The sequence below is a fragment of the Streptomyces sp. NPDC006309 genome, from assembly GCF_040613095.1.
Classification (GTDB): domain Bacteria; phylum Actinomycetota; class Actinomycetes; order Streptomycetales; family Streptomycetaceae; genus Streptomyces.
This window is the reverse complement of sequence record NZ_JBEXRO010000003.1, coordinates 338,727-353,686: the sequence shown is the minus strand read 5'-3', so window position 1 is coordinate 353,686 and position 14,960 is coordinate 338,727. Positions and strand designations below refer to the sequence as shown.

At 71.2% G+C, this 14,960-nt stretch carries 12 protein-coding genes and 1 riboswitch; of the genes, 5 read left to right on the top strand and 7 right to left on the bottom strand.

Annotated features, from left to right (window positions below):
• Window positions 1–87: 87 nt before the first annotated feature.
• Together ABZ117_RS06380 and ABZ117_RS06375 are read right to left on the bottom strand one after the other, a co-directional pair.
• Window positions 88–1,533, bottom strand: a complete 1,446-nt coding sequence (locus tag ABZ117_RS06380; RefSeq protein WP_356817930.1) for a trehalose-6-phosphate synthase — start codon at window positions 1,531–1,533, stop codon at window positions 88–90.
• A gap of 74 nt (window positions 1,534–1,607) precedes the next feature.
• The gene (locus ABZ117_RS06375; protein ID WP_356817928.1) at window positions 1,608–2,552 is read right to left on the bottom strand and encodes a glucosyl-3-phosphoglycerate synthase; all 945 of its coding nucleotides are present in this window, start codon (window positions 2,550–2,552) and stop codon (window positions 1,608–1,610) included.
• 154 nt (window positions 2,553–2,706) lie between these two features.
• A riboswitch (SAM riboswitch) is annotated at window positions 2,707–2,863 on the top strand.
• Window positions 2,864–2,880: 17 nt separating this feature from the next.
• Here ABZ117_RS06375 and thrC point away from each other — a divergent pair.
• The 5 genes from thrC to ABZ117_RS06350 all read left to right on the top strand — a co-directional run bounded on the left by thrC (window position 2,881) and on the right by ABZ117_RS06350 (window position 8,472).
• Window positions 2,881–4,164: a threonine synthase gene (gene thrC / locus ABZ117_RS06370; protein ID WP_356817926.1), complete on the top strand. Its 1,284-nt coding sequence runs from the start codon at window positions 2,881–2,883 to the stop codon at window positions 4,162–4,164.
• Entirely contained in the window at window positions 4,161–4,436 is a 276-nt protein-coding gene (locus tag ABZ117_RS06365; protein ID WP_356817924.1) for a MoaD/ThiS family protein, read from the top strand. Before thrC ends, ABZ117_RS06365 begins: the two co-directional genes overlap by 4 nt.
• Window positions 4,437–4,876: 440 nt before the next feature.
• Window positions 4,877–5,080: a cold-shock protein gene (locus tag ABZ117_RS06360; protein ID WP_004929928.1), complete on the top strand. Its 204-nt coding sequence runs from the start codon at window positions 4,877–4,879 to the stop codon at window positions 5,078–5,080.
• A gap of 413 nt (window positions 5,081–5,493) precedes the next feature.
• Window positions 5,494–7,116, top strand: coding sequence for a chaperonin GroEL (groL, locus tag ABZ117_RS06355; protein WP_356817922.1), 1,623 nt, complete (start codon window positions 5,494–5,496; stop codon window positions 7,114–7,116).
• A 234-nt stretch (window positions 7,117–7,350) separates the two neighbouring features.
• Window positions 7,351–8,472, top strand: coding sequence for an NADH:flavin oxidoreductase (locus tag ABZ117_RS06350; protein WP_356817920.1), 1,122 nt, complete (start codon window positions 7,351–7,353; stop codon window positions 8,470–8,472).
• A gap of 29 nt (window positions 8,473–8,501) precedes the next feature.
• Here ABZ117_RS06350 and ABZ117_RS06345 read toward each other — a convergent pair whose 3' ends face one another.
• The 5 genes from ABZ117_RS06345 to ABZ117_RS06325 all read right to left on the bottom strand — a co-directional run bounded on the left by ABZ117_RS06345 (window position 8,502) and on the right by ABZ117_RS06325 (window position 14,957).
• On the bottom strand, window positions 8,502–9,071 hold the full coding sequence (locus ABZ117_RS06345; protein WP_356817918.1) for a hypothetical protein: 570 nt from the start codon (window positions 9,069–9,071) through the stop codon (window positions 8,502–8,504).
• 437 nt (window positions 9,072–9,508) lie between these two features.
• Window positions 9,509–10,666: an acyltransferase gene (locus ABZ117_RS06340; protein WP_356818169.1), complete on the bottom strand. Its 1,158-nt coding sequence runs from the start codon at window positions 10,664–10,666 to the stop codon at window positions 9,509–9,511.
• 812 nt (window positions 10,667–11,478) lie between these two features.
• Window positions 11,479–12,990 carry a PTS transporter subunit EIIC gene (locus ABZ117_RS06335; protein ID WP_356817916.1) on the bottom strand — a complete coding sequence of 504 codons (1,512 nt, stop codon included), beginning with the start codon at window positions 12,988–12,990 and terminating at the stop codon, window positions 11,479–11,481.
• Window positions 12,991–13,006: 16 nt separating this feature from the next.
• The gene (gene murQ / locus ABZ117_RS06330; protein ID WP_356817914.1) at window positions 13,007–13,930 is read right to left on the bottom strand and encodes an N-acetylmuramic acid 6-phosphate etherase; all 924 of its coding nucleotides are present in this window, start codon (window positions 13,928–13,930) and stop codon (window positions 13,007–13,009) included.
• 121 nt (window positions 13,931–14,051) lie between these two features.
• Window positions 14,052–14,957: a MurR/RpiR family transcriptional regulator gene (locus ABZ117_RS06325; protein WP_356817912.1), complete on the bottom strand. Its 906-nt coding sequence runs from the start codon at window positions 14,955–14,957 to the stop codon at window positions 14,052–14,054.
• Window positions 14,958–14,960: the final 3 nt, after the last annotated feature.

Below are 14,960 nucleotides of genomic sequence, written 5' to 3'. Positions count from 1 at the left end.
ACGGATACCGGCGGTCAGCCCCCAGGGCACCGGTGCCGGCGGTCGGCCCCCCCGCCCCGCCGGGTCCGGGGTGCCGGGTGCCGGGGGTCAGTCGCGTAGGGCGTCCAGCTGGTCCAGGAACCAGCGTGCCGGCGGCAGCGCGGTCGCCGCCGCGGCCAGCCGCTTGGACCGCTCCGCCCGCTCGGCCACGGGCAGGCTCAGGGCCGCGTGCAGCGCCTCGGCCGTCCCCCCGATGTCGTACGGGTTCACCACGATGGCGTCCTCGCCCAGCTCCTCGTACGCCCCGGCCTCCCGGGACAACACCAGCGCGCAGCCCTCGTCGGAGACCACCGGGACCTCCTTGGCGACCAGGTTCATGCCGTCGCGGATGGGGTTCACCAGGGCCACGTCGGCCAGCCGGTAGGCGGCCAGCGAGCGGGCGAAGTCGTCCTTCACGTGCAGGACGACCGGGGTCCAGCCCGCCGTGCCGTACCGCTCGTTGATGTCGTCCGCGACCCGCCGCACCCCGGCGGTGTACTCGCGGTACACGGCGAGGTCCTGCCGGGACGGGTACGCGAACGCCACGTGGACGACCTTCTCCCGCCATTCGGGGTGGTCGTCGAGCAGCTGCCGGTAGGCCAGCATCCCGCGCACGATGTTCTTGGACAGTTCGGTGCGGTCCACCCGGACGATCGTCCTGCGCGCCGTCCCGTCGGGGCCCCGGCCGATCTCCTCGCGCAGTGCCGTCATCCGTTCGGCCACGTCGTCCTGGTGGGCGCGCCCGCGCAGGAAGTCCGCGTCCGCGCCCAGACCGTGCACCCCGATCCGGGTGCCGGCGGCGGCGTCGGGCCCGAGGACCACCTGACAGCAGGCGGTGAAGGCGTCCGCCCACCGCTGGGTGAGGAACGCCGCGCGGTCCGCGCCCAGGATGCCGCCGAGCAGCTCGGCGGCGATGTCGTCGGGCAGCAGGCGGAAGTAGTCCGGCGGCGCCCACGGGGTGTGCGAGAAGTGGCCGATGCGCAGGTCGGGGCGGAGTTCGCGGAGCATGCGCGGGGCGAGGGCCAGGTGGTAGTCCTGGATCAGCACCGCCGCGCCCTCGGCGGCCTCCTCGGCCAGCGCCTCGGCGAACGCCTGGTTGTAGGCCCGGTAGGACGCCCAATGCCGCCGGAACTCCGCGTCGAAGACCGGCTCCATCGGGGTCTGGTACAGCATGTGGTGGACGAACCAGAGCACCGAGTTGGCGATGTCGTTGTAGGCCTCGGCGTGCACGGCCGCGTCGATGCCGAGCATCCGCACCCGCTGCCCGCCGGTGTCCCCGGCCGGCAGCAGCGCGCCGGCCGCGCGCCGTACGGCCTCGCGGTCGCCGTCGCCGAGCGCGGCGCACACCCACACGGAGTCCGCGTCGGACCCGATGGCCGACAGCCCGGAGACGAGCCCGCCGCCGCCCCGCCTGGCGTGCAGCGATCCCTCCTCGTCGATCTGATACGAAACCGGGCCGCGATTGGACGCGACCAGCACCTGAGCCTGTTCAGCAGCGCCGTGCGTGGAAGCCATACGCCTCAACCTAGCCCGGCCCACAAACGCTCAAACGTACGGTCCGCCCACGAAGCGGGCCGTATACGGACTGTTCACGCCACCTTGCGCTCGGCGTACTCGGCGATCTCCACCATGGGCGGCCGTTCCTCGGTGTCCACCGAGTAGGTGCGCGGCTCGAACCCGTTCTCGCCCCGTTCGAACTGGGTCAGCGCGGGCCGGACCAGATGGCCGCGGGCCAGCCGGAGCTGGGCGGTGCGGTAGATCGCGGCGGCCATCCGGCCCAGGGCCTGCCCGTCCTGGTGGCGGTGGAGGCGCACGCCCACGTCGACCTGGGCCAGCGCGTCCAGGCCGGCCAGGTGCAGCGCGTCCACCAGCATCCCGAGCTCCACGCCGTAGCCGACGGGGAACGGGAGCTGTTCCAGCAGGGAGCGCCGGGCCGCGTACTCGCCGCCCAGCGGCTGCACGAAACCGGCCAGCTGCGGCCAGTGCATGTTCAGCAGCGGCCGGGCCATGAGTTCGGTGACCCGGCCGCCCTGTCCGGCCGCGCCGCCGAGCGGGCGGTCGTACATCGCCTTGACCAGGTCGACGCCGGGGTCGGTGAGCAGCGGGCCGACGATCCCGGTGACGAAGTCGGAGGAGAACTCGCGCAGGTCGGCGTCGATGAAGCAGACGATGTCCCCGCCGGTCACCAGCAGCGAGCGCCACAGCACCTCGCCCTTGCCGGGGACGGCGGGAATGCGGGGCAGGATGGCGTCGCGGTGGACGACCCGGGCGCCGGCGCGCGCGGCGACCTGCGCGGTGCGGTCGGTGGAGCCGGAGTCGACGACGACGATCTCGTCGACCAGCGGTATCTGCTCCACGAGGTCGTGGCGGATGACCGCGACGATGTCGCCGACCGTCTCCTCCTCGTTGAGCGCGGGCAGCACGACGCTGATCGTCTGGCCCGTGCGCTGCTTGGCGGCCAGGATCCGGTGGGGCGGGCGGTCGGTCACGGACCAGGAGCGGTCGGCCAGCCAGCGCTCGACTTCTTCCAGCACGGTCTGTGGTTCCTCACTGTCACGACCACACACACGGTGTGATCCATCTCGCGGTACGGACGACTATCTCAACTGTCCTGGCCTTCGGTTACAGTCTTGGACAACGCCGGTGACCATCGCATGTCGGGGGTCGCCCGCGTCCACAACCACATATTGCTCATCCAGAGGGGCAGAGGGACACGGCCCGATGAAGCCCCGGCAACCCTCCAGTCGGTTCTCGTAGATCAGTTCTGATCGTCTTCGCGAGGCTCCCGGCTAGGGAAGGTGCCAAATCCGTCTCACGGCGAAGTGCGTCGTGAGGAAGATGAGGAGAAAGGGCCTCGCCTCCATGGCTGTGCAGACAGTTGCAAGCACCGGCAGTTCCACCGTCGACCTCGGTCCCGCCACGGCTCTGAGCTGTCGCGAGTGCGGTCACCGGGTGCCGCTCGGCCCGGTCTTCGCCTGCGAGGAGTGTTTCGGTCCGCTGGAGATTGCCTACGACTTCTCCGCCTACGACACCGAAGAGCTGCGCCGCCGTATCGAGGCGGGCCCCGCGAACATCTGGCGGTACGCCCCGCTGCTGCCGGTCCCCGCGGACGTCGCCGGCAAGCCCAACCTGAACCCGGGCTGGACCGAGCTGGTCAGGGCGGACAACCTGGCGCGCGAGCTGGGCGTGACCGGCGGGCTGTACGTGAAGGACGACTCCGGCAACCCGACGCACTCCTTCAAGGACCGGGTCGTCGCCCAGGCCCTGGAGGCCGCCCGCGCCTTCGGCTTCACCACCCTGTCCTGCTCCTCCACGGGCAACCTGGCCGGCGCCGTCGGCGCCGCCGCCGCCCGGGCGGGCCTGCGCTCCTGCGTGTTCATCCCGCACGACCTGGAGCAGGCCAAAGTGGTCATGGCCGCCGTCTACGGCGGTGAGCTGGTCGGCATCGAGGGCAACTACGACGACGTGAACCGCTTCTGCTCCGAGCTGATCGGCGACTCGGCCGGCGAGGGCTGGGGCTTCGTCAACGTCAACCTGCGGCCGTACTACGCGGAGGGCTCCAAGACCCTGGCGTACGAGATCTGCGAGCAGCTCGGCTGGCGGCTGCCCGACCAGATCGTGGTCCCGATCGCCTCCGGCTCCCAGCTCACGAAGATCGACAAGGGTCTGAGGGAGCTGATCGAACTCGGTCTCGTCGAGGACCGGCCGTACCGGATCTTCGGCGCGCAGGCCGAGGGCTGCTCGCCGGTGTCCACCGCCTTCAAGGCCGGGCACGACGTCGTACGGCCGCAGAAGCCGAACACGATCGCCAAGTCGCTCGCCATCGGCAACCCGGCCGACGGTCCGTACGTGCTGGACATCGCGCGCCGCACCGGTGGTGCCGTGGAGGACGTCACCGACCAGCAGGTGGTGGACGCGATCAAGCTGCTCGCGCGGACCGAGGGCATCTTCGCGGAGACCGCCGGCGGTGTCACCGTGGGCGTCACCCGCAAGCTGATCGAGAACGGTGTGCTGGACCCGGCGAGGACCACGGTCGTCCTGAACACCGGTGACGGCCTGAAGACCCTGGACGCGGTGGCCGGGACCGGCCTCACCGCCACCATCCGCCCGACCCTGGACTCCTTCCGAGAGGCTGGCCTCGCATGAGCGTGACCGTTCGCATCCCCACCATCCTGCGTACCTACACCGGCGGTTCGGCCGAGGTCGCCGCCGAGGGCGCGACCCTCGCCGAGGTCATCGCGGACCTGGAGAAGAACCACGCCGGGATCGCCGCCCGGGTGCTGGACGACCAGGGCAAGCTGCGCCGGTTCGTCAACGTGTACGTGAACGACGACGACGTCCGCTTCGAGCAGGGCCTCGAGACCGCCACGCCGGACGGTGCGGGCGTCTCGATCATTCCGGCGGTCGCCGGCGGCTGATCCGCCGCGTCATTACCCTCGGTAACGTCAGTTACATGCCGTTCATGTGATTGCCCCCTCCGTAAGAGAAGCGGAGGGGGCAATTCTGTGTGATTGAGCGCGGTAGAGTTGGGGAACACGGTCGCGGTCCGCAGGTCGGTGGCCCTTCCATTCATGCCGCGCACCCGACAAGAAACAGCCAAAGTGCTGGGGTGCTCCGCGGCATTTGTTCCCTTTGCGGGGCCCGACTTGCCCTGAAGTCGGATGAATTCTCGCCACATTCCGGACCGCCCGAGTCCAGATTTCTCGTCCGATTGACCTGTTGCAGACGGCAGTTGGACAGATACATTCAGCCGCGGTCGACGCGTTCCGGCGCACGCCCCCGGCCAGTGGGGGGCGAGGTCTGACCCGGGTCCGCGAAGTGTGGATCTGTGCAAGGGCCAGTAATAGGGGAGTTAGGCATGGCTCAGGGCACCGTCAAGTGGTTCAACGCGGAGAAGGGGTACGGCTTCATCGCGGTCGACGGTGGTGCGGACGTCTTCGTCCATTACAGCGCCATTCAGATGGACGGCTACCGCACCCTGGAAGAGGGCCAGCGGGTGGAGTTCGAGATCTCGCAGGGCCAGAAGGGCCCGCAGGCCGACATGGTTCGCCTCAGCGCCTGAACGTTTTTCGTTGGCGAAGGGCCCGCACCGGCACAGGGTGCGGGCCCTTCGCCGTGCCCGGGCCCGCGCCGGTCCGGGGCGGGGTGCGTGCCCGGTCCGGGGCGGGGTCCGCGCCCGGTCCGCGTCCGCGTCCGTGCCCGGTTCGCGCCCGGCCCGCGCCCGCGTCCGCGCCCCGGACAGGTGTTCGCGGGGGGCTGACGGAGGGCTCGTACCCCCCGAGGCGCTTGCACTCGACCATGCCGAGTGCTAATCATTGGCATTAGCACTCTGAAGGTGAGAGTGACAACGAAGGACCGGGTCGGTGAGGCCCGCAGGCCAAGTGGGGCAAGGAACCACGCGGCCGGCGAGCCGTCCGTCGCGGGCGCGGGCGCGGTCCGAAGGAATCACCCCCAGTCCTGGAGGGACCACTTCACATGGCCAAGATCATCGCGTTCGACGAGGAGGCGCGGCGCGGCCTCGAGCGCGGCATGAACCAGCTCGCGGACGCCGTAAAGGTGACGCTCGGCCCCAAGGGCCGCAACGTCGTCCTCGAGAAGAAGTGGGGCGCCCCCACGATCACCAACGATGGTGTTTCCATCGCCAAGGAGATCGAACTCGAGGACCCGTACGAGAAGATCGGCGCCGAGCTGGTCAAGGAAGTCGCCAAGAAGACGGACGACGTCGCCGGTGACGGTACGACCACCGCGACCGTTCTCGCCCAGGCCCTGGTCAAGGAAGGCCTGCGCAACGTCGCCGCCGGCGCCAACCCCATGGCCCTGAAGCGCGGTATCGAGAAGGCCGTCGAGGCCGTCTCCGCCGCCCTGCTGGAGCAGGCGAAGGACGTCGAGACCAAGGAGCAGATCGCCTCCACGGCGTCCATCTCCGCCGCCGACACCCAGATCGGCGAGCTCATCGCCGAGGCCATGGACAAGGTCGGCAAGGAAGGCGTCATCACCGTCGAGGAGAGCAACACCTTCGGTCTGGAGCTCGAGCTCACCGAGGGCATGCGCTTCGACAAGGGCTACATCTCCGCCTACTTCGCGACCGACATGGAGCGCATGGAGTCGGTGCTCGAGGACCCCTACATCCTCATCGCCAACTCCAAGATCTCCTCGGTCAAGGACCTGCTCCCGCTCCTGGAGAAGGTCATGCAGTCGGGCAAGCCGCTGCTGATCATCGCCGAGGACGTCGAGGGCGAGGCCCTGTCGACCCTGGTCGTCAACAAGATCCGCGGCACCTTCAAGTCCGTCGCCGTCAAGGCCCCGGGCTTCGGCGACCGCCGCAAGGCCATGCTCGGCGACATCGCCATCCTCACGGGCGGCGAGGTGATCTCCGAGGAGGTCGGCCTCAAGCTGGAGAACGCGACCCTGGACCTCCTGGGCCGCGCCCGCAAGGTCGTCATCACCAAGGACGAGACCACCATCGTCGACGGTTCGGGCTCCTCCGAGCAGGTCAACGGCCGGGTCAACCAGATCCGCGCCGAGATCGAGAACAGCGACTCGGACTACGACCGCGAGAAGCTCCAGGAGCGCCTGGCGAAGCTCGCCGGCGGCGTCGCGGTCATCAAGGCCGGTGCCGCGACCGAGGTGGAGCTCAAGGAGCGCAAGCACCGCATCGAGGACGCCGTCCGCAACGCCAAGGCGGCCGTCGAGGAGGGCATCGTCGCCGGTGGTGGCGTGGCCCTGCTCCAGGCCTCCCAGGTCTTCGAGAAGCTGGAGCTCGAGGGTGACGAGGCGACCGGCGCCAACGCCGTGCGCATCGCGCTCGAGGCCCCGCTGAAGCAGATCGCCGTCAACGCCGGCCTCGAGGGCGGTGTCGTGGTGGAGAAGGTGCGCAACCTCACCCCGGGCCACGGCCTGAACGCCGCGACCGGTGAGTACGTCGACCTGATCGCCGAGGGCATCATCGACCCGGCGAAGGTGACGCGTTCCGCGCTCCAGAACGCCGCGTCGATCGCCGCGCTGTTCCTCACCACCGAGGCCGTCATCGCCGACAAGCCGGAGAAGAACGCCGCTCCGGCCGGCGGCGGCATGCCGGGCGGTGACATGGACTTCTGATCGGCCTCCGGCTGATCGCCTGTCCTTCCGACCGAGGGCGGTACCCCTGCTGAGGCAAGGGGTACCGCCCTCGGGCGTTTCCCGCCGCGGGTGCGCGGTGTGTGACCGGGGTCACGGAGGCGGTGCGGTGCGGGTGGAATGCGCGGACGCGCGCCCGGAGTTCATTCAGTAGGTGCAACATTGCGCGCGCACATACCGCGTGGTCTACCGAGCGAATTCCCGAGGAGCCCCTACGTGACCGCCACGACCCCCGCCTCCCGCACGGCCCGGATCCTGTCCCGGCCGATCGCCCTCAACGGCCTCACCGTCCCCAACCGGATCGTGATGGCGCCGATGACCCGCATGTTCTCCCCGGGCGGCGTCCCCGGTGAGGACGTGCGCTCGTACTACGCCCGCCGCGCCGCCGCCGGCGTCGGCCTCATCGTCACCGAGGGCACCTACGTGGGGCACGCGTCGGCCGGCCAGAGCGACCGGGTCCCGCGCTTTCACGGCGAGGAGCAGCTGGCGGGCTGGGCGAAGGTCGCCGAGGACGTGCACGCGGCCGGCGGCACGATCGTCCCGCAGCTGTGGCACATCGGCACCGTCCGCAACCAGGGTGACGCGCCCTTCCCGGACGCCCCCTCCCACGGACCCTCCGGCCTGCGCATCGACGGCACCGCGGACGCCACCCCCATGACCCAGGCCGACATCGACGCCGTCATCGGCGCGTTCGCCCGGGCCGCGGCGGACGCCGAGCGCATCGGCTTCGACGGCGTGGAGATCCACGGCGCCCACGGCTACCTCCTCGACCAGTTCTTCTGGGCGCACACCAACCGCCGTACCGACGGCTACGGCGGCGACCCGGCGTCCCGGGCGCGGTTCGCGGCGGAGATCGTCGCCGCCGTCCGCGACGCCGTCTCCCCGGAGTTCCCCGTCATCTTCCGCTACTCGCAGTGGAAGCAGGAGGCGTACGACGCCCGGCTCGCTCAGACCCCGGAGGAGCTGGAGGCCATCCTCACCCCACTCGCGGAGGCCGGTGTCGACGCCTTCCACGCCTCCACCCGCCGCTACTGGCTCCCCGAGTTCGACGGCTCGGACCTGAACCTGGCCGGCTGGACCAAGAAGCTCACCGGCAAGCCCGTCATCACTGTCGGCTCGGTCGGCCTCGACGGTGACTTCGTGCACGCCTTCCAGGGCGAGGGCTCCCCGGTCCGGGGCCTCGACAACCTCCTGGACCGCCTGGAGGCCGACGAGTTCGACATGGTCGCCGTCGGCCGCGCGCTCCTCCAGGACCCTCAGTGGGCCGCGAAGGTGCTCGCCGACCGCTTCGACGAGCTGGCGCCGTACGACGCGGCGGCGGTCAAGACCCTGAGCTGACCCGCTCGCCGGGCCGGTCGCCGGCCCGGCTACAGGTTGCCCATGGGCTCGATGTCGACCCGTAGCGGGGTTCCCCACACCCGCAGCACCTCGTAGTCGGTGAACTCGTGCACGAGCCGGTACGCCATCGCCGGCCGGGAGCCGCGCCGCTGGGCCGCGAGGTACGCCTCGGCCTCGCGGAGGTCCCGCCGGGGTGTGCCGCACAGCTGCCACTCCTGGCCGTTCCACAGCTCCGGCAGCCACCGCTGCTGGGGCTGCGGACGGTCGCCGCGGACGCCGTAGCGGGAGGGAGCCGACGGCACCGGCTCGCCGGGCCGGGGCCTGCCCTGGAACTCCGAGCGGCGGGCGGCCCGGCGCCGGGTCTCGCACAGCAGACACAGGTCTTGGGCGCTCTCGTCGACCGGCCCCTGCGGATGCTCGGGGCACCGGGTGGCGGGCGCGCCGGCCTTGACGCTGTCGTCCAGCAGGTCGAGGGCGCGCCGCAGGTCGCTCCTGATCTCGTGCAGCCGGGCGTCGGGCGTGTCGGCGGTCAGGGCCTCTCCGTGCTCCCCGAGCAGCCGCAGGGCCCGTCCGAGGGCGGTGAGCTGGGCATGGTTCATGTCGATCGGTCGCCTCCTCCCCACCATGGTGCCCTGCCCCAGGAAAACACCGGCCCGCGCGGGCGCCCCCACCGCCAGGCGCCGCGGTAACGGACGGCTCTGTGTACCGCCGCCGTCCGCGCGCCCTGAAGACGCACGGCGCCGATTCGGAGGCAAGCACAGCCGACCGCGCCGTCCGACCACCGCCTCTCGCGCCCACGCAGGGAGCCGGGCCGCGCGGGCGCCGCACCGCCCGGGTAGGAACCGGTGTTGCTATCAGCGGTAGCTGTCACGCTTGACGGACCCAGCCCCCGCCACGCCGCGCAGGGCACCATCGCGTCCTCACGGGTGGAGCCCCGCGCCGCACCGAGCCTTGGCCAATGAGGCCGCGCGTACGGCTGAGGCAGTGGTGGACGTCCTTCACATCTGCGTCGAATGTGACGTGCAGGCCGGCGTCGTCAGCCGGGGAGTCCAGCCCCAGTGCGCCGGCGACCGCGCGGTAGGGCTTCGATCAGGAACCTCCACGACCGGTTCCGTTTGAAGGGCATCTCAAAGATCTTGGAAAAGAGCCATGCCCCGAGCGCCGAGACAGGGAGGGCAACGATAAGTGTGAACCAGAACGTGGGCAGGCCTGGCGAGAAAAAAGGGGGTGCCACGCGGCGTACCACTGTCATGACGATGGGGAGATGGATCAGGTAAAGGCTGTATGAGAAGCTGCCGAGACTTCGAATGGGGCGCGCGGTCAGGAGTCGCACAAGGGTGGCAGGTCTGCCGGTGGCGACCGCAGCGAGTAACAGAGACATGGCAGGAGCGATGGCGAGATCTATCCAGAAATAGTGTTTCACCGTCCAAACAGAACCTTGTATGACGCCGAGAGCCAGGACAGGCAGGGCTGCCAGGGCAGCGAACCATCCCCATGGCAGGCGTCGAACTCTGTCCGAAGCGGTGACGACTGCGGCGCCTACCAGACCTGCGACGAACACGGGAGCGAGGTGTGGAGCGAGCCAGTTGTCGCCTTCCGCAGGAGAAGCGTTCGCTGCCACCAAGCCGCGGGCGATCACCGGAATCGTCACGCACGCAACCAGGGCCGCCGCACCCACGCGGCGCCGAACGAAAAGGAGAAGGGGGAAGAGGAGATAAAGTTCGACTTCCACTCCGATCGACCAGAACGCGCCGTTCGGTGTGGCGGCGGTGAACATGTCCTGAGCGGCCAGGCCGTACACCAGAATTGTCGTGCCAGTGGGTGGCCCAGAGTGCGAAGCCGGCACGATTGACAAGGAAATTATTAGGCTCATGGCCAGCGCTGCCCAATACGGAGGCAGGATGCGCCAGGCGCGACGGCGCAGAAACCGGCCGACGCCGCCCGACCGCCAGCCGTGACGGGCCGGAGAGATCGCCAGGGAGAAGCCGGACAGCACGAGAAAGAAGACGACGGCCAGGCGCCCGAACATGAGGCCCTCCAGCCACGGAGGTGCCGAGCTGTCGGGGTATCCCGGGAAGGTGTACAGCCAGCAGTGGAACAGGACCACGTATAAGGCCGCCAGGCCGCGGAGACCATCCAGGCCCACCAGCTGCCGCCGATCTTGTGCACTGCTCGCCCTCGCCTCCTGCCCCATCGGAGCGGCCAGGTCAAGAGAACTGCTGACCGGATGACTCGAATCCACTAAAATCGTTCGACCCTTTCTCTGGGCACCGCGTTCGCCGCACACCGCCGCCTCGGCAGGCGCTGCACCATGCGATCGGCAACAAGTACGGCCAACGGCGCATAGGCCGCTCAATTCCGCTGCGACGGATCGGCCAACCAACCAGGGCTGGTCCTGGGAGTGACCGAACCAGCGGGCAAGCCGTGAGATGGGGGTTGCAGCCTGCCGACGCTATCCACCGGTGGTGACCAATCAGCTCACTCGCACCGCCCCGCTGTCGGCACCCACTTCTCCCGCGCCGCTGCCGTACGGGCCGCCCAGCTATCACACACATGAGGTGACGCTCTGGGCTGGGATCGGGGATCGCCTGATACTCCGCTGGGTCACCTGGCACCGTCGCGCGCGAATCACGCCGACGCTCAGGGAGATGGCGGTGCCCACCACAACGCCCTACCTTGCTGTTCGACCTCGTCGACCAAGCGACTGGTGGACAAGAAGGTGGTGCTGCCAGGGGTGACCGTGCTGGAACGCTTTGGTCTCCGGCACCCGTGAGCGCGTCGAGAAGCGGCTGTGGGCGACGCTGGCCGTGGCTCCGACCGCCGCGCAGGCCGAGCGCCCTCAGCAACTGGTCGTCGTTACCGTGGGCAAGCGCCTGTCGAGCTGGACCGCTTGCACCGCCCCCCCCCGCGCGGGGTGGGCAAGGCCCTTGAACGCTACGAGTCGCTGCGCGCCTTCGGCGGTCACGCCTGGGATCTGGACCTGATACCGCCGGGCCGGCTCCAGTGTCAGGCGGCGGGGGCCGGGGCGGTCGGGGGTGTGGAGGTGCCGGTGGGGGCGGGGCGGAAGGTGGCGTAGGTGGCCAGGAAGCCCACCAGGTAGCCGGTGAGGAGGCCGCCCGCGTAGACCGCGGCCAGCAGGGCCGGGCCGCGGTTCCCGGCCAGCAGCGGGAACAGGGCCCAGCCCGACGGGCCGATCGCCGTGGCGCCCACCCGGGTGCCGAGCATGGCGAAGAAGCCGATGAACGCCCCGCCCGCCGCCCCGCCCGCGCAGGCGGTCAGGAACGGCCGGCCGAGCGGCAGGGAGACGCCGTAGATGAGGGGTTCGCCGACCCCCAGCAGGCCCGCCGGGAGCGCCGACCTGATGGTCGTCCGCAGCGGGACGTCGTGGCGGAGGCGGACGTAGACCGCGAGGGCCGCGCCCACCTGGCCGGCGCCCGCCATCGCCAGCAGCGGCAGCAGGGCCGTGTAGCCCTGCTGTTCGATGAGGGTGGCGTGCAGCGGGATCAGGGCCTGGTGCAGGCCCAGCATGACCAGCGGGAGGAACAGGCCGCCGAGGAGCAGCCCGGCGAGGGCCCCGGTGGTGGCGAGCAGCCAGGTCGCGGCCGTGCCGATCGCCGTCGCCACCGTGCCGGCCACGTACATCAGGCCGTACAGCGTCACCAGGCCGGCGACGAGGACCGTCACGGCCGGGGTCAGCAGCACGTCCAGCGCGCCCGGGACCCGGCCCCGGCACCACTTCTCCACCCGTGTGGCCAGGAACGCCGCCGCGAGCGCGCCGAGCACGCCGCCCTGCCCGGGCGCCAGATGCACACCGAACGCCGTCACCTTCGCCACGCCCGGGTACACCACGACCGCCGCGACCGCCCCGCCCAGCACGGGCGTGCCGCCGAACTCCTTCGCCGTGTTGTAGCCGACGAACACCGGGATCAGCGCCATGAACGCGGAGGCGATCGCGGACAGGGCGGGGGTGAGCGCGGGCAGCAGGCCGGTGTTCAGCAGCAGGCCGTTGAGCCCGGCCAGGATGCCGCAGCCGATGAGGGCGGGGATCAGCGGGACGAAGACGTGGGCGACGCGGCGCAGGGCGGTGCGGACGGGGGTGGCGTCGCGGTGCCGATCGGCCGCCGAAGTGCGGGTGTCCTGGCCGGCGGCGGCCTCGGGGCCGGCGCCGAGGTGCCGCAGGAGGTCCTCGGGGGCCCGGTCGCCTCCCGGGGCCCGGGTGCCCGGGGCGGCCGGCGCACCGGGGGCGGCGCCGTCGGCGGCCGGTGCGGCCAGCAGCGTCCGCACCTCGGCCGTGACCGCGTCGACCACCCCGGGCCCGAGCACGATCTGCCACACGTCCCCGCCGCTCACCACCCCGAGCACGCCGGGCAGGGCCCGCAGGGCCTCCTCGTCCCCGGCCGCCGGGTCGGCGAGGGTCAGCCGCAGGCGGGTCATGCAGTGGGTCACGGAGACGACGTTGGCCGGGCCGCCCACCCGGGCGAGGACGGCGGTCGCGGTGGAGGCGGGGTCGTTGCGCACGCCCCGAGCGTGCGGGTCAGCGGGGGGCGTGCGCCAGCGCGGCGCGCAGATGGCCGTCACACTCCTCCAGAAGGCGGGCGGCCGTCGGGCCGTCGACTCCGGCGAGCAGGGCCAGGATCGCGTGCTTGACCTCGCCGCCGGTCTGGGCGAGGGCCTTCTCGATCTCCTCGTCGCCCGCTCCGGTGGCGAGCGCGACGATCCGGCGGGAGCGGGCCCGCAGTTTGTCGTTCGAGGCGCGCACGTCGACCATCAGGTTCCCGTACGTCTTGCCGAGCCGGATCATCGTGATGGTCGACAGCATGTTGAGCACGAGCTTCTGGGCCGTGCCCGCCTTGAGCCGGGTGGAGCCGGTGACCAGCTCCGGGCCCACGACGACCTCGATGCCGTGCTCGGCGGCGGCGGCCAGCGCGCTGTGTTCGTTGCAGGCCAGGCCGACGGTCAGGGCGCCCAGGGCGCGGGCGTGCTCGACGGCGCCGACCGCGTAGGGGGTGCGGCCGGAGGCGGAGACGCCGACCACGCTGTCGTCGGCGTTCAGCTTCAGCGCGTCGAGGTCCCTGCGGGCCAGTTCCCCGGAGTCCTCGGCACCCTCCACGGAGGTCACCATGGCGTCGGGGCCGCCCGCGATGAGGCCGACGACCTGGGCGGGATCGGTGTTGAAGGTGGGCGGGCACTCGGAGGCGTCCAGCACGCCCAGCCGGCCGGCGGTCCCGGCTCCGGCGTAGACGAGCCGTCCGCCGCGGGCCATGCGGGCGGCGACGGCGTCGACGGCGGCGGCGATCCGCGGCAGCTGGGTGGCGACGGCGGCGGGCACGCCCGCGTCCTCGCCGTTCATCAGCCGGGCGATCTCCAGGGTGGGCAGCCGGTCGATGTCGGCCAGCTCGGGCCGGAAGGCCTCGGTGGTCAGGGAAGCCAGTTCGGTGCGCAGGTCATGAGAGGTCATGGGGGGTGGCTCTCTCCGGGGGCTCTTTCGACAGGGGGCCAGTGAACCGCTCCGGGGCGCGGGGAACTGCGCGACAAGCCCAGTGAGCCCGCGGATCCCCGCGAACGGTCCGTCCTACGTTCTAGCGCGAAGCACTGCGGTGGCGGTGGGCCAGTGCCTCGTACGACGCGGCCAGCGCGGGCGCCGCCGTCTCGTACGTCCGCTGGGCGACCCCCACGAACAGACAGTCCACGACGAGCAGTTGACTCGTCCGGGAGGACATCGCGGCGGGCCGCAGCTCCGACTCCCGCGAGGTGGACGTGGTCAGCACCAGGTCGGCGTACTGGGTGACGGGGGAGTCGGGCCGGCCGGTGATGGCGACGGTCGTCGCCCCGTGCTCGAAGGCGGCCCGGAGCGGTTCGATGACGTCCCCGGTGGACCCGGAGTGCGTGATGGCGATGGCCACGTCTCCCGGGCGGAGCTGCACCGCGTTGGTCACGGCGAGGTGCGGGTCGCTGTGCGCGTGGGCTATGAGCCCTATCCGCAGCAGCTTCTGGGTGAGGTCCTGGGCGACGAGCCCGGAGGCTCCTATGCCGTACACGTCGGTGCGCCGGGCGCCGGTGAGCGCGGTGACGGCCGCGCCGAGCTGGCCGGTGTCGAGTCCGGCGGCGGTGTCGGCGAGGGTCTGCTGTTCCTCGTAGGCCAGCTTGGCGACGACGTCGGCCAGGGGGTCGTCCACCGCGATGTCGGTGGTGATGGCGGGCGCGCGGCCGGACTGCTGCTGGGCGGCGAGTCCGGCGAGGGCGAGGCGCAGGTCGCGGTAGCCGGGGTAGCCGAGCAGCCGGGCGGTGCGCACGACGGTGGCCTCGCTGGTGCCGGTGAGCCCGGCGAGGCCGGTGACCGTGAGGGCGGCGCAGCCGGCCGGGTCGCTCGCGACGGCCTCGGCGACGCGCTGCATGGAGCGGGTCATGGAGGGGGCGAGGGTGCGCACCTTGGCGGCGAGGGAGCCGCCCGGACTGCCGAAACTTTCCTTCAGGTCCTGGGTCACCCC